The sequence below is a fragment of the Myroides profundi genome (genome assembly GCF_000833025.1).
Taxonomy (GTDB): Bacteria; Bacteroidota; Bacteroidia; order Flavobacteriales; family Flavobacteriaceae; genus Flavobacterium; species Flavobacterium profundi_A.
Genome location: NZ_CP010817.1, coordinates 1,491,516 through 1,507,038, shown reverse-complemented (window position 1 = coordinate 1,507,038; position 15,523 = coordinate 1,491,516). Strand labels below are relative to the sequence as shown.

The following is a 15,523-nucleotide window of genomic DNA, read 5'->3' as shown; positions in this document are numbered from 1 at the left end:
TGTTGTTTTAAAAAAACAAGAATTTAATAACTCGAATTTATAGAGTAATTATTGCTAGTATTGGCTTAATGGGTATAAAAGAGAAACGGTATCCTAATTCAGGGTACCGTTTCTCTTTTTATTTAATACGAAATAAATTGCTTCATATAATCCTGTAGGTTTTTATCCATACAATAGATGTAAACCCCATAGATTCCTCTATACATCATATTTTTATAAATATTAATAATAAAGTGTTTTAATTCAATGTCCGTAGTTTTATTCTTTCCCTTAACATCAAAATAAAAATCTCTATTGATTTTAATTATTCCATCTTTTGGATCTAAATAAATCTCTTTTCCAAAGACTAATCCCACATAGTTTAGATCATACCCTTGAGTGGTATGTATACAACCAATTTCATTTATAGCGTTATTAGAGTTTATCCAATCTTGGTCAGTATTATTCCACTGATAATCAATTCCATCAACATTGATATCCATTATATTTTTATCATCCTTACTGTCCCATTTCCAGCTAAATCCCGCAATTACTCTGCTAAGTCCAACCTGAGTCTCCTTTTGTTTAATTTGGTCAACCAAATCTTTAAAAGAAGGCATTAGCTTTAATTCAAACTCTGAAAACTCTTCTTTTTCTAATGCAGTAACTTGTTGGTTAAGAATATTATCTATATAATCAATATAGAGATTACCTCCCTTAGATCTTAACTGCTGTTTTAAGTCAATAAAAACAGACTTATTTCTTTTAAAATATTCTTCAAAGTGTGTATTTGGCACATCTGTTTTTTTAATCGTTTGATCTTTGTCATAAAACAAAATCTGAATATTAGTTGATTTTTCAAGCCAATCTAATTGATTCCCATTTTGCTCGTCAAGCCCAAGTTCAATATTGTATTTTTTAAAAGTTTTATACTCTGAAGGACTGCTAAGGTTCTCGCATTGTTTTAATCTATGCGCTTCATCAACTATAACAAGATTAAACTTCTTTTTTATAGCTATAGAAGGCCCAACAGCCATTTTCTTTTTCAATCCATCAATACTTTTAAAAACATTACCTAAAGTCTCTCTTAAAGATTTCATTGAAATAACTAAAGCGCTATTATCACTATTAAAACTAATCTTTTGCTCTTTAATCTGTTTTAGTAACTCATATACTTTCTTAGAGTACTCACTATATAAACTCTCTTCATCAATACTACTTAAATCGCTAACCAATAGCTTTAAGAGATAAATAGCCACAATTGTTTTTCCTGTTCCAGCAAGACCTCGAACTACAAAAGAAGTCTTTCCTTTAGTAATACCTTCAAGTATTGTTATTATTGCGTTTTGCTGATCTTCATTAAGTTCTTTATACGGTGAATATTTATAAACATCCATGTTCTTAATATCATCATATCTTAAATTAGGATCAATAATTTTAGTTTCTTTTAAACGCTCCCAGATATTAGGGAATAAAGCTTCATATTTATGCTTATTATAATACTTATGCTTAGAGGTATTTAAAATTGTATTTGATACTTTTCTGTTAACTGGAATAAAATTCTGTAATAAAAAAGTCTCTAATCCTAAGGCTACTGACTTATTAAAAAAAGGAGAGAATATAACAAGCCTATTTTTAAGCTTTTTATTTTGATCGCTCTTTGAATGGGTTAAAAGTCTATTTTTAATATCAGAGCTCTCCCCTATATAAATCTCGTTATTATTATATAATATATAAACCACTGGGTAATCTAAAATATCCAGATTCCCATCAAAATACTTCTCAATCTCAGATATAGAATCAACTTTATATACATTAAAATAAAAGTCTTCCATTTTAAAGCTCATTGTATTTCTTAGCTGTTCCTTTGGCTTTATCTACAGGATATTTTTCATTGTTTCTAGCAATCTTCTTAGATATAATATCCGCTATATTTAAATTATTTTTTTCAGCTAATAGTAGTCCATACATAAATACATCTGCAAGTTCCTCCTCTAACCTCTGTTTATTACAGTCTTCATTGCCTTTCCATAGGAAGAGTTCTAAAAGCTCCGATGCTTCAATAGATAAAGCTAAAGCTAAATCTTTAGAATTATGAAATTGCTTCCAATCTCTAGCATCCCTAAAATCAGTTAGTTCCTTTATTAAATCATCTATAGTTTTCATTGTAATTACTTTTTTAAACATACTTTTTGTAAAGGTAATCATACTAATTAAAAACTATTCTTTTATTTCTTAAAAGAGTAGCTCCCTCCTTTTAAAAACATAACAAACTCAATATAAGTATTTTAAACAGATAACTACTTAACTTGATTTCTGTTCACCCCTGAACAAGAAAATGATTTAAAACTAACTCGACATAGATTTGTCTCAGAAATCAAAACCAATATCAAATGCAAAATAATCTATATCAAACTAAAAATAAGATCGACTTAACTAACATTAATAGAGATCTAAAACAGCTTGCTGTATTAAAAATAAGTGCTAACAAAAAAACTATTTAATTATGAATTTAAGAACTCTAATCACAGTAGCATCATTAGCTATAACTATCTATAAAAGATTCAGATAGACCTTTTAAAAAACATAAAACAAGTATTAATAATAAAATAAATATAATATGAATTCAAAAGAGAATTTAAAAATCGCATTAGCCATCTTTAGTGGAATAACAATAGTTATGAAGGCTATAATTGATCGTCATGATGATCAAAACAACAAAATCGAAAAACAATAGAAAGCCTATTGTAATTAATTAACATTTTAAAATTTAAAAAGATGAACCCAAGAACCGTTTTAAGCTTATTAGGGCTAGCCTTAACAATCTTTGAGTTGTTATCAGATAACAAACAGAAAAGTATTAATAATTAAAAAACCAAGATTATGAAGTCAAATGAAAATCTAAAAATCGCATTAGCCATCATAACTGGAATTGCAACTATTATAACAGCTGTGATTAACGCTGATAATACTAATGATCTAAAACAATAAGATATGTACCTAAGAATCTTTTTTATAGTATGTACCGCGGCAGCGTCCATATTTAAAGTTGTAGATGACAATAAGAAGTAAAAATCTTAATTGTTGAGAAATAAAATAAATACTAACCTAGCTAGTAAAGTAATACAACTAGTATTATAAGATTACAGCAATTCTAAATATTGCTGTAATTTTTTTAAAAATCAAATGCATTTTAGACCAAATAATAACTTATTAAATCCATATAGAATGATTCAATTTCCAAATCAAAACATACTTAAAGCAATAGCTAATTATGCTAACGATAAAACCTCTATAGACCAAAACGAAATAGCTCTTCTTTTAAAACAAAAATTTCAAATTAAACTAACCCCTATTGGCTATAGAACATTTATTAGACAAACTTATAGCTATCTAAGAGAAACTAAATCTCATAAACATGCAACAGAGTTTAAACTAAAAATAATATCTAAGAGCCTTTACTCAAGAAATAATCTACTTTAAAAAAAAGTTCATACTTAATTAAAAAACTCTTGTTACCTTGAGAATAAAAACATGAAGAATTTAATAATAACTCCATCAGAACTATTAAACATAGAATTAAATAGTTTGGATGACAATACTGATTATTTAGATCATCTTTTGGAAAGTAAATTCTTTGAATACAACTATCCTTTGGGACAAATCTCTCTTTATGATAGTGATAAAACACAAGTTTTGCTTGAACATACAACTCAAGAGAAAATCAATCAATATCTGAAGGGTAAAAAATTAGAATCCTTAAAAATAACTAGTTTATATCCAGATCAAAATCTTCCTTATGATATTGACTCTATAGATTTATTAATCTTACATGGAAATTCATTAAATACTTGCGCTTTAGATAAAAAGCATCAATTCTATAGCTTAGCAAATCAAATTAAAAATGTCCTTCCGCTGAGTAATTTTATTGAAAATATCAATGAGCGTATTGAGCTTGAGAATAATTTATTTAAGCTTTATGACAAGGTACTTGATTTTAAACAAGATTTTATTTCTGATGATCTAATTGAATTTATAAGAAATAAAAACATTAAACAACTCGAAATAGGTTGGTTTTTTCTCTCTGAGAATGACTATAATAAAATAGCTAGTCTTGATTTAGAAGTGTTTTGCTTACAATATAGCTTTACAAAGCAAATTAAAATACTTCCAAAACAAATAACAGACTTAGTAGTTTTAGGAAATAGTATTAAATCATTAAACGAGATCCATTATAAAAAACTAAAACTCTCTAATATAGATTTCTCAGGAAATAGTATTAGTGATTTAATTAAACTTAGTGATTTTAATAAAATACTAGAAACCTTAGCTCTTGCTAATAACTTAATAACCCAAGTTGACTTTACAAATACAAATAAGTCACTTAATCTTTTAGATCTATCTGTTAATCAGATAACAAATGAAGGTTTAATTATACCTGAGCCCTGCAATAATATTACATTCTTAGATTTAAGATACAATAAAATCAAAGTTAACCTTGATTTTTTATTTAAAATAGATAAGTACTTTCCTAACTTAGAATATATAGATCTAACAGGAAATGAATTTACCAATGCCTTTACTAAAGGAGTTCTAGGCTCTATGATTGATGAAAATCAGATTCAAGCCATTAAAGATTATCTCGATTTAATTGAGTTTAATGAATCTCTTTGCTTTCAAGACATTGAAAAACAAATAAATAATTATAACCGTCATTGTTATCTCAAATTAGAATGGACAATATTAAATTCTAGCACACAACTACTGATAAAAGAGTTGCAATTTTATTTAGATAACTATCTTAAACAATTAAGCGAAGATGAAAGATATTTCTTTGCAGAAGGTGTATACATAAATCTTTATCATAAAAACATCTCCATTGTCTTAAATAGTACAAAAGACACTATAACCTTAGAGATCTATAGTAGTGATTTAGCAATGACTAAAGATTACTTTTATAAATATTTAGAACTGATGCACTTTGTTGTTTTTGATGTAACTCATCAATACTTACTACCTACTTTACAGACTAGTAATAACATAAGTGATTTAGCTGATTTCTTCAAAAAAGTATATAGAATTGATGCTAAATTAAAACAGAAAAAAACAGCTGGTTATTTAGTTGAATTAGATAATAAAACTAATAGATATACATTGCTTGTTAATCAAACGCAAGATTATAATGATACTAGAGTAGATATAGATAGGGTAATGTTTGCCATAGTATCTTCAAAAAGTGTTATTGTGTATACCTTATCAGATAACAATACAATTAGTAACTATATCCTTGATAAAAAGGATAAAAGGTTAAATAGTCTTACTCTAAGAAAAGCTGATGATAAAGAAAAATATAAAACAACACTGCTTAATCCATATCTAAGTCATAAACCATTTCAAGATATAGATGCTTATGTAGATGGCGAAATAAAAAAGAAATTTAATCTGATTATTAATCCTCTTTATATCTATCAAGACCAAGATCAGCCAGGTGTTCTATATCTAAATACTGATAACTATAAAGTAGATCCTAACAATAAAAAAACTGAACATAGTTCTGAAATAAAAATTCAAAAAGCTGAACTATTGTTTGTAAGTAAAAGCAATGATTAGTTTAGATAAAATAACTACGCCTTAAAGAAATATATTACTTTAAGGCGTAGTTATTGTTTTTTATTATAGCATTATACAATCAAAAATCTCTTGACTGCTTTCAAGTATAATACTTGGTTTACTTTCTATAAGAAGGTTATTGTTTAAATTACCCCATAGACAGCCCACAGTTTTAATACCTGCTTTTTCTGATCCTACAATGTCTGTATGTTGATCTCCAAAAGAGATAGCCTTTTGAGACTCTACCTTAAAGTGATCTAATATTTTTATAAAACCCTCTGGTGAAGGTTTTCTATGTCTTACATCGTGATAACCTAAAAGCAAATCATAATTTAGATTATGATGGTTTAATACTTTTTGGGCGTACGACTTTGGAGAAGATGTAAAAACAGCAACCTTTATATTTTGGTTTAATAAAAAGTCTACAGATTCTTTTATAGACTCATAAACTCTTGTTTTATCAATATCTCTATAAACCGTATTCCACTGTCTTTGTCTTCTTAAAGCCTCTAACATAGACGTATCTACTAGAGTCTGATCTAAGTCAAAAATAACAAGCTCTTTATCCATACTTAAAATCTTTTATTATTAAATAATTGCATTAGGTAATCTATAGTACTATCTATATTTTCTGACGTTAATGATTTAGCTTTTCCTTGAGAAACTAATAAAATATTACCTTGTACTTTTTCATGCATATTCATCTGATTGGATTTATATCCTATTACATACAAAGGTTTATTGTTATCTAAAGTAGTCTCCACTGCATGCATCGTACCTCCTTTTACTCCTGTATGAATAACAATCGTAGCATCAGAGAGTCCTGCTTGAATTCTATCTCTCTCAACAAGTTGAGGACCTCTTACTTTAGTCCCTATAGGATATTCAGAAATCAGAACCCCTCCTCTATTTAATATCTCTAAGGCTAAATCTTTATTTTCTTTTGGATATACTGAATCAAGCCCTTGAGCAAGAACAGCTGTAGTTATCCCTTTAGTGGCCTTTAAAGCACCTTGATGTGCAACTGTATCACACCCTAAGGCTAAGCCACTAACTATATTAAAATTCTGATTGGCAAAAGTCTTTGAGATTACCTCTCCAGATACAGCCCCATCAGGTAAGATATCTCTAGTTCCAATAATGGCTACCGTTGGCATTTGATTTAATTTTGCAATATCTCCTTTATAGTATAAAATAATAGGACTATCATTCTTACCTGCCTTAGATAATGATTTTAGCCTTTTAGGGTAGTTAATATCAAAATATGACACAATACCTATACCATTAGTAAAAGATTGCTCTAAAAGATTCTGAGATTGCTTAATTGCTAACTCAAAGTCTTCTAAAATATAATCTTTCATCGCTCTAGCGATTTTTAAGGCTCTACACTCGTTGTAAAAGTTTAATAACTCTAGAGCATCACTCTTAAAGAATTTATACTCTTTAAAATCATAATACTCCACTAATTTAAAAGCAGTAGCTCTACCTAATCCCTTAAGTTGAAGATAAACTAATATATCACTGGTTTTCATATTTTATAATTTTAAGTTATTACAATAGGTTATATATACTTTTATTTAGCTCAATTAACTCTGGCATAGGCAAATTATTACCTCTCACATAATAAGTTTTAGCTAAAACAATACTTTGTACCTTGTGGGCTCCAACCTCTTTAAGCTTGTCATTAAACTTAGAGACAGAAGTTCCCATAGTGCTAACATCATCCAGTAAAATTACTGTTTTACCTTTAAGTTTACTACTAAAGCTAACACCTTCTAAAACATCAATATTTTTTTTACATTGTTCCCTGCTATCAAGTCTGTCTGTAGATCTAGTTATTAATTCAAATCCATTTTCAATACCTAAAAGATAGCTCACTTTATTTATGAGCTCTTGAAACCTTAACTCACAACGTGGCTTTGTTGAAGAAGGTATTACACATATACAAACATTACCTTGCTTTAATAACTCTCCATATTTTCTATAAAGGTGATATGCGATAATTAAAGAAAGAACTATTGAGCGTATACCTTTTTTAAAATCATAAACAAATTCAGACTGAATTTTACCAAATATAGGATCAACTAAAACATCTTCACTATAGTTCGATTTATAATCAAATAAATAATCAAATTCACAGCTATCTCCTTGATGAGTTCTAAAATCAGGTACTAGTGCACATAGTTCTTTGTATTTTGAAATAGGTAAAGACTTATCTATTTCAATCATATCAGACTCTACTGAATATTTTTCTCCCTCATTTAATTTATCTACAATATCTACAACAAAATTACTATACTCTAAATCTTTAAAAAGAATAATATTATCTTGTAACACTTGTAGGTAAAAACTCAAAAGTTGATAATCATATTTAGTTTTTATTTTACCAAATTCTCTAAGACATTTATGCAACTCTTTAATTATATTGTCCTTTTCTGCCTTAATAAATTCAATTTTCTTTTCTTGAGTTAAATCTGATTTTCCTACTAAATAGATCTTTACAAATACATTGCTTAACTTGTTATTATTTCTCATAACATTTATATTTTTTGATTAATATCATACTATCTCTTAGTATGACATTGCAAACTTATAGTCCATGTGTGCAGTGAAACTTCACACTTAAACAAAAAATAAAATACTATTTCAAAATCATTATAAATAAACTAGTTACAAGTTTTTAATAAAAAAATCCTGAGAGAAGTTCTTTCAGAATCTTTATCAAGTTAATTAAATTAGTTATATCTGCTTAAAGATTCTTCTAGAATCTGTTTTATATCATTTTTTAAACTCTCTGGAGATAACACCCTCATTGCATTGCCATAAGAGAGTATTTGCTGTTTAAGCTCATAATTGATCTTAACCTTAATGGTTAAGATATTATCCTTAATCTTTTTTTGAGATTGATGAAATGGTTTTGTTTCTATATAAGGGATAATATCATCAGACAATTCTATTTTAACTTCTTCAGCTTTATTTTCAATAAAATTAGTAACCCCTATAATCTCTTCGAAATAATCCTGGTTAAAATCTATATCACTCTTGTAATAACATTCATTGGCTATTGCTATTTTTTTTATGCGATCTAAAGCAAAGTTTGTAAGCTGTTTTTTACTTTGATTCCAAGCAAACAAAAACCATCTATTGTTGTATTGTTTAAGATATTGAGGAGAGACAATAGTTTTTTCATCCTTTTTTTGTTTAAAACTCTTATAACTGATCTCTAATGTCTGCTTGTTTTTGATATAGTTATATAAATCTCCTAAATAATTAATACCGATTAGATCAATATTTTCTTGAAAACTTATAAAGACTTCATGATTTAATAAAGCTTCATGCTCAGAATCAAACTTAACTTTTAATTCTTCGATCCATGCCGTATCCCCTAGCCCTTTAACACGTGATAAAACCATTAAAGTATCAGTTATTTGGTCCCTCTCTTCCTTGGTTAATTCTTGTTTTTCAATACTAAAGCCTTCCTCTTCATAGCGATGATATCTTTTTTTTCCATTTGGGTAAGTTTCTATAGGAGCTAAAAAACCTACTTCACTTTTCATAAACTTGATATCATCATATATTTGACGACGTGAAACACTCATTGGCTTTCCAAAGTATTCGCTTAACTCTAAACAACAAATCTCAATCAAATCCTCTATATAAAATTCTTTATAAGGATTAGAAAAACATTTATCTAATATTTTATAACGAGCATATGCATTTTTATTTATAGCCATAATCTAAACTTTATTCCTTAGTAATTCCACTTACAAACTGTTCTAATAAGTAATAGAATTTAAAATAATACTGTGATTGATTAGAGTTTATTTTATTGATTGTGTTTTCTTTATACTTCGATTTATTAACACTACCTCTATGAACCTGATTTCTACAAAGATAAACCTCTCCAAAAAGAGTCAAAAGTTGATTAAAATGATTAAATAGCTTATACTTACCTACAGTCTCATTAAACATGAACCTATACATAACAATATTGAACTTTTGATTAGGATACCATTTAATCTCTAGCTCCTTCTTTGCTCTTAAAACCATCTGTTTTTGAGTAATAAACTCACTGCTTATTGGGGTATAGATTAAATATTCTTGATTCTTTTTAGGGTCGTATTTTATCCCCATTCCTTCAATCACTTTTAGTGAATCTCTCTCCCAAGTTGGCTCTATTTCATCTTTAAATAAAGTATTTATGATATTCTCAAACTGTTGGTACGTAGCAACTGCAAAACTATAAAAGTCATTATTGCGTCTTGCTCGCTCCATGGCAATAAAATCAAGAATTAATTCTTCTTTAATATGTGATGTCTTAAAATCAGAATAAAATCCTTCTGCTTGTTTTCTTAAATTCTCTTCTAAACAATACTCATAGATATCCAATAACATAGCATCATCAGCTCCCTTTATTAAGTAACCATCCTTTTTTAAACTATATAACAACTCAGAGAACATCCAAGAGTTCTCCTCTTTTTGCATTAACTTAGATGTAAAGTCTATAAACTCACGTAATTTTTTAGTATCCATCCTTACTATTTAAAAAATAAATTCATTGCACTCTCTATATCACCTTGTTTGATTAATAGACTAATTGCTTTTTCAAACTTAATATCTTCTGAAGACTTCTTCTCTGTTAGATTCTCCTCTATCCTACCTGCTTTAATTAAACAAGCTCTTAAACGCTGATTTAATTTTATATAAGTTGGATCCTCTTGCCCCTTAACGTGTTTTAAAAATTCTATTTTTCCTTTTAAAACATTGGCTAGGTCATATTTTGCATTTAAAGGTTTTATTTCACTCTTATCAAAAATTGATTGAGCTTTTTCTAAACCATATTTCTCAATATAATGAATCCACATTCTTAATTGTTTAATAAACCCTTTGTGAACATTGACTTTTTCATTAACAACAAGTCCAGTAATTTGTTGCCTAAAAGCTTTAGACTGCATTCTAGTCTTGTCTTTATTTATCTCAAAACCTTCTTTTGTTATAATACGATCCAGTTCAGCTATGAAGTCTTTATTTTTACTAAAATCAAAATCACCAGAAAAAGTAATATCATCAGCATAACGAGAATAAAGCAGATTAAAGCGCTTGGCTAGTCCCGTTAGTTTGCGATCTAATCTATAAGATAAGATATTGGTTAATGTTGGAGAAGTTGCAGCTCCTTGAGGAAGTACTGTTTTTAATTCACCATTAATATCTAAAGGATGAGTACATAGACATGCAATAAAAAAAGCTAAAGACTCCTGATTTTTTGAAAAATCAAATGGAACATTAAAAAAACCAAACTTTACTCTTTTTAAATCAAAACAATAAAAATAATCTTTAAGATCTATATTATAAACATAAGAATGATTTAAATGATACTTTGCATTATCAACTATAGAGCGATTTTTAACAAACCCCATAGCTGCTTGATGAGGCTCAAACGAGCATTGCAAAATAAGATTTAAAGCTTTTAGAATTTTATTTAAAATAAGATGAGGGGAATGTATTGTACGTTTAGAACCTGACTTTTTTAAAATCTCAAAACTAGTATAGCGATCTTTACATACATTAGCATTAGCATAGTATGTTAGAGTTTTTAAAGAGATATATTTAAACTCTTTAGTCCCATTGTTTTGATATTTAATAGACTTATTAATCACTTTTAATAAGTCCTCTTTTGTATTAGCCTTTAAAAATAATCTTCTAAGCTCAATGACTTGTTCCTGTTCTAGTTTCATATTTAATATAAAAAACCTGCTTTTCCTTTATTCTAATAGTATGACTTTGTCAACAAATGATGTCAAGAAAAATACAATGATGATGTATTAAATCTTCATTAATTCTCTATAAATAAATTCAATACTGAGCATTGTGTTTTAAAGTAGTAAACTACTCTAAAACCAGATACCGATTATTGCTTCAATCCAAAAGGATATTGGCCAGTATCCAAAATTCAATAGTAGAAAAACAGGTTTAATTAAAAAATAGGCTTTTAATAAGTCTATTAATTTTTAAAGTATAAATGTAGATAAATACAAAGATTTCTACAACTAATACTTTTGTTTTATTAGGTGATTACTTTGATTCAATGATTAAGCTTTAATAACTAAAATAAAGAAACTTCAAGATATAAGAAGTTACTAAAATTTAAAAAGAATACTTTTGATACTCTTCTTTGTCTATAATGATTGTGCTAACTCATATTCTTTTTTAAATGGCATTCCAAGTTGATCTAGCATCTCAGGTAAAGCTATTGCCCATGAGACATAATAATAGGCTAGTACTTTATAACCTGAGAATATTTTATTTGGTATAGCCGGTAGACTATATCCATCTTTTTGAGGATCAATACCTGCCATTCCAAGTGTTGCCCAATCTATAGCGAGTTGTTTTACTTTAAATAAATCTAAGGCTTTATAATAGTTTAAAGCATCAACCATAAACATAGTTACAGCTAAATTTATACTATCACTTGTGTGAGTCTGATTAAATAAGGCTTGCGCTTTATCTTGCCAAGATTTATCTTCGTTTAAACTATAAGGATCTTGCTCTAATTCTGCTAATAACTCATCGATAGTCATCTTAGATAATTGATTCTGAGTATCATTATCCTTTACTTTGTTTATCTTATTATTTGGGTCAGGTTTTAACTCAAAATATTGACTGATTTTAAGATCATCTGCCCAGTTTTGAACTAGTTCATATTCTTCTGCAGGTTCTCTGTCTGATCTATACTCTATAAATTCGTTATAGAAATCCTTTGCTTGATCTAACTCTTGCTTAGTTGCTTTAAACGCTTTTATAAGATCAATCTTGTATAGGTCTTTAAACAGTAAACCATGCACTAAGTTTAAAACCTTAGTAATCTGTATAATATTAGCAGGAAATAAATCAAGTACTCTTTGATTAGTCACTGACTCTATTCCATCGGTAATAATATTAACTAAAGAAAGAAATTGACTTGCTCTAAAGTCTTTAAACTCACTATAAATCTTGTCTTCAATAAAAAGATCAATAGGTGTATTATATACTAAAAGGTTTGTGCCATCAAACGCCATCTTTGAGATTTCTCCCAGAGCGCTTTCTGGATATCCCTTTGCTAAAAGCTCATGAAAATCATCTTGATACTTCTTAATAAAAAGCTCTTCTTTATCATTAGATGTAGTAAAAAGTAGATTTGCATTAACCTCTCTAGCTTGAAGGATAAAATCTAAATGAATCAGTTCATGTAAAACTAAATGAATCCCTGATCCATGAGATTCTTTATATTTAACAAGGTGAAAGTCTCTATTGTAGTTTTCTGCTATTTCTATCTTAGCTGTTACTTGTAAAGATTCATCTATTTCAATTTTGATAGGCTTTTTAGCTCGTTTTTCTAGTTCTTGTATATATCTATCTAGATCTTTAATACTAATCTGTTTAGATATCTTATTTGCTGCTCTTTGAGCTAGATCAGAACTACTTTTAAGAATATCTCTGTTTTCATTAGCGTACTCCCAGGCCTTTAATGCGTAATTAAATGCTTGTTTGTTATTATTTACATTAAAATAATAGATAGCTAAAGATAGATTAGCATTAGGATAGTTCGGTTCTATATCTAAAGCTTTATATAGATACTCTACTCCTTCTTCTAAGTTTTTTTGACAAAGTATACTTCCTAAATTACTAAGCGTTATATAATCTTTATTATCTAATCTAAGTACTTCATTATAATAGGTTTTTGCAGTATCTATATCTTTTAAATAGCTAAACTGGATGTTTCCCATCATAAGTAATGCCCACTTATTTTTAGGATCTAAGCGAAGAGATTCTATCAAAACATCAATAGCCTTGCTATTATCGCCTGATTCTGATAAAAGCTGACCATAGATACGGTATATCTCTGATGAGATTAATTGTTTTTCTATTAACGATTCAGCAAATGAAATAGCTTTTATGTATTCTCCCTTTTCACTTAAAATAACTAGCTTTTTTTCTGCTTGTTCTATTTCCTTTAATTTATTAGAATCAATATGGATTTTAATAAGATCTCCAGTTAACTCAACTATAGGTTTTAAACCATTAATAGTATAATACTGCTCTACTTCTTTAATTAAAGTAGTTTGGTCTTTGCTAAAGCTTGGAAATAATAAGTAAAAGTATTGATCTAATTTAAATTCTATTGACATAACTTGGGTACTCTGATAAATAAGATTGTAAAGATACAAAACTGATAAGGATATTAATTATAATTAATCAACTCCTCCCTATCTAGTAGATACAATATTAGCAATATCTTCTATTGTTATTAATCCTAAGGGTTTTTCTTTTTCTTCTCCATTCTCAGTTATGAAAAGAACATCTAAGTTTCGTTTAGTTTTCTCGATTTGATCTATAAAATATTGATAGGCTGTATAAATATCACAATTCCTTGAAATAAATTTATAGTTTTTTTCAAATTCAATTGAACCTAATAAATCCTTGGCTTTAGGAGATTCTATTACAATCTCTCCATTTATAATATTATCTGCTAACCATCTTGATATTGTATTAGTATTTATAAGTTCAATAACATAGCCATCTTTATCAAATACAGGAAATTGAGAAAAAGACCTATCTTTCATAACTTTTAAAATCCTATCTATCGTTTCTTCTTCAGTAGTTCCTTCTACTTTGAATTGAAAGTTAGGTATTACTTTTTGAGGATTCAAGATTTTGTGATACAGCAACTCAAAATCAATTATAGCTTCATCATTTGGCTGGGCTATTATTTGCTCATTTTTCCCTCTTGGAGTATGGCTTATAGCATTCCTTAGTTTGCCATAGCTTAATAATTTATCAAGATTTTTCTTAATAAGAGGATCATTACTTTCTCTTACTTTCTTTGAATAGTCAACATATTTATCTCCATCATTTCTTTTACTAGTTAAAAAAGCATCAAGTTGATTATATATATCTATAAATTTCTCTGCATTAGTCATCATATTAGTCCTCTAATTTTAATAGTTCTTCAATTATATCTGATTTAAACTTACTAAAAGGTCTTTTATGATATTCTGATTCATTAGTCTTAATACCAAAAAGCATTTCATAAGTTTCTTCTTTAGTTATTCCTGTCTTTTTTAAGAATTCTATCATTTGATTCAGATGATTTCCTCCATACTTCTTTCTTAAATTGTATAAGTCTCTGAACTCAAAATTGCAATGTGCTGAATAAATTTGTGCTAATCTATTTTCTGCAATTGTGTTTTTGGCTTTAATATCATCTGCTTTACTAAATGTAATATCAAAACTATTAGTCGAATCCGTATATTGATAATTAAACTTAAACACATTATTTTCTTTAAAATAAGGATGATATAGTTTATCATAATTATAACGCCACCAATGCTTGTTTTTTCCACTTCCTTTTAGATGATTACATCTAGGGCAAACTGGTATCAGATTATAAAAATTAACTCCTAAAACTGGAAAATAAGTTTTAGGCATAAAGTGATCTAATTGAGCTCTTGCATGAGAATCTACAACCTCTAGTGTATAATTAATATTACATGATAAACATGTATTGACATTTAAAAGATTTAAAAATCTCCTACCACATTTTTTTTGAAAAAAATCCTTATAAGTTGATTCTACAATAAACTCAGTTAACTCTTTATGTGTCCTTAATAATAATCTATAATTGTTTATAATTACTGGCTTAAGTGTTTCTGAAGTCCCCTGAATTAGATTGTCCAAATTATTTTGTAAAAAGATTCTTAATGGAAGAGACAATTTTTTATAATATTGTCTTTTTACAAATCCTCCATCTTTTTTTTGCTCTTTACATGACTCACAATTAGGTAATGTACATTTATGATTATTAGAACTTCGATCTAGCTTATGAACAAACCAACATTTTAATACTTTATAATGATAATCTTTTGCCTTGTTATAATTTTCAATAAAAATCATCTAT

At 27.8% G+C, this 15,523-nt stretch carries 13 protein-coding genes; 2 read left to right on the top strand and 11 right to left on the bottom strand.

The genetic code is table 11. The features are described 5' to 3' along the window. Positions 1-122 precede the first annotated feature (122 nt). On the bottom strand, positions 123-1,814 hold the full coding sequence (locus MPR_RS06660) for a DNA/RNA helicase domain-containing protein (RefSeq protein WP_052472653.1): 1,692 nt from the start codon (positions 1,812-1,814) through the stop codon (positions 123-125). A 1-nt stretch (position 1,815) separates the two neighbouring features. Beyond that, complete coding sequence (locus MPR_RS06655; protein ID WP_041895237.1) at positions 1,816-2,145, bottom strand: nucleotide pyrophosphohydrolase; 330 nt, start codon at positions 2,143-2,145, stop codon at positions 1,816-1,818. 1,062 nt (positions 2,146-3,207) lie between these two features. Here MPR_RS06655 and MPR_RS06650 point away from each other — a divergent pair. Beyond that, the gene (locus MPR_RS06650; RefSeq protein WP_074761240.1) at positions 3,208-3,462 is read left to right on the top strand and encodes a hypothetical protein; all 255 of its coding nucleotides are present in this window, start codon (positions 3,208-3,210) and stop codon (positions 3,460-3,462) included. 51 nt (positions 3,463-3,513) lie between these two features. Next, positions 3,514-5,589: a leucine-rich repeat domain-containing protein gene (locus MPR_RS06645; protein WP_041890560.1), complete on the top strand. Its 2,076-nt coding sequence runs from the start codon at positions 3,514-3,516 to the stop codon at positions 5,587-5,589. Positions 5,590-5,652: 63 nt separating this feature from the next. On the opposite strand, the gene MPR_RS06640 is transcribed toward MPR_RS06645, so the two are convergent. The 9 genes from MPR_RS06640 to MPR_RS06600 all read right to left on the bottom strand — a co-directional run bounded on the left by MPR_RS06640 (position 5,653) and on the right by MPR_RS06600 (position 15,519). After that, entirely contained in the window at positions 5,653-6,159 is a 507-nt protein-coding gene (locus MPR_RS06640; protein ID WP_041890556.1) for an HAD family hydrolase, read from the bottom strand. Positions 6,160-6,161: 2 nt separating this feature from the next. Next, positions 6,162-7,121, bottom strand: coding sequence for a DNA-processing protein DprA (locus MPR_RS06635; protein ID WP_041890553.1), 960 nt, complete (start codon positions 7,119-7,121; stop codon positions 6,162-6,164). A 19-nt stretch (positions 7,122-7,140) separates the two neighbouring features. After that, a complete protein-coding gene (locus MPR_RS06630; RefSeq protein ID WP_041890550.1) occupies positions 7,141-8,124 on the bottom strand; it encodes a phosphoribosyltransferase in 984 nt (327 codons plus the stop codon). Between the two features lie 200 nt (positions 8,125-8,324). Further along, the gene (locus MPR_RS06625; RefSeq protein ID WP_041890547.1) at positions 8,325-9,323 is read right to left on the bottom strand and encodes a helix-turn-helix transcriptional regulator; all 999 of its coding nucleotides are present in this window, start codon (positions 9,321-9,323) and stop codon (positions 8,325-8,327) included. A 10-nt stretch (positions 9,324-9,333) separates the two neighbouring features. Further along, positions 9,334-10,122 (bottom strand): hypothetical protein, encoded by a 789-nt coding sequence (locus tag MPR_RS06620; protein WP_041890544.1) that lies wholly within the window; start codon positions 10,120-10,122, stop codon positions 9,334-9,336. A 5-nt stretch (positions 10,123-10,127) separates the two neighbouring features. Beyond that, positions 10,128-11,324: a reverse transcriptase family protein gene (locus MPR_RS06615; protein ID WP_041890541.1), complete on the bottom strand. Its 1,197-nt coding sequence runs from the start codon at positions 11,322-11,324 to the stop codon at positions 10,128-10,130. 441 nt (positions 11,325-11,765) lie between these two features. After that, positions 11,766-13,754 (bottom strand): tetratricopeptide repeat protein, encoded by a 1,989-nt coding sequence (locus tag MPR_RS18790; protein ID WP_139177135.1) that lies wholly within the window; start codon positions 13,752-13,754, stop codon positions 11,766-11,768. Between the two features lie 78 nt (positions 13,755-13,832). After that, entirely contained in the window at positions 13,833-14,549 is a 717-nt protein-coding gene (locus tag MPR_RS06605) for a CBS domain-containing protein (RefSeq protein WP_041890538.1), read from the bottom strand. 1 nt (position 14,550) lies between these two features. After that, positions 14,551-15,519: a hypothetical protein gene (locus MPR_RS06600; RefSeq protein ID WP_041890534.1), complete on the bottom strand. Its 969-nt coding sequence runs from the start codon at positions 15,517-15,519 to the stop codon at positions 14,551-14,553. Positions 15,520-15,523: the final 4 nt, after the last annotated feature.

Coding starts and splice junctions, on each gene's coding strand:
- MPR_RS06660 (WP_052472653.1), bottom strand. CDS start 1,814: ATGGAAGACTTTTATTTTAATGTATATAAAGTTGATTCTATATCTGAG.
- MPR_RS06655 (WP_041895237.1), bottom strand. CDS start 2,145: ATGAAAACTATAGATGATTTAATAAAGGAACTAACTGATTTTAGGGAT.
- MPR_RS06650 (WP_074761240.1), top strand. CDS start 3,208: ATGATTCAATTTCCAAATCAAAACATACTTAAAGCAATAGCTAATTAT.
- MPR_RS06645 (WP_041890560.1), top strand. CDS start 3,514: ATGAAGAATTTAATAATAACTCCATCAGAACTATTAAACATAGAATTA.
- MPR_RS06640 (WP_041890556.1), bottom strand. CDS start 6,159: ATGGATAAAGAGCTTGTTATTTTTGACTTAGATCAGACTCTAGTAGAT.
- MPR_RS06635 (WP_041890553.1), bottom strand. CDS start 7,121: ATGAAAACCAGTGATATATTAGTTTATCTTCAACTTAAGGGATTAGGT.
- MPR_RS06630 (WP_041890550.1), bottom strand. CDS start 8,124: ATGAGAAATAATAACAAGTTAAGCAATGTATTTGTAAAGATCTATTTA.
- MPR_RS06625 (WP_041890547.1), bottom strand. CDS start 9,323: ATGGCTATAAATAAAAATGCATATGCTCGTTATAAAATATTAGATAAA.
- MPR_RS06620 (WP_041890544.1), bottom strand. CDS start 10,122: ATGGATACTAAAAAATTACGTGAGTTTATAGACTTTACATCTAAGTTA.
- MPR_RS06615 (WP_041890541.1), bottom strand. CDS start 11,324: ATGAAACTAGAACAGGAACAAGTCATTGAGCTTAGAAGATTATTTTTA.
- MPR_RS18790 (WP_139177135.1), bottom strand. CDS start 13,754: ATGTCAATAGAATTTAAATTAGATCAATACTTTTACTTATTATTTCCA.
- MPR_RS06605 (WP_041890538.1), bottom strand. CDS start 14,549: ATGATGACTAATGCAGAGAAATTTATAGATATATATAATCAACTTGAT.
- MPR_RS06600 (WP_041890534.1), bottom strand. CDS start 15,519: ATGATTTTTATTGAAAATTATAACAAGGCAAAAGATTATCATTATAAA.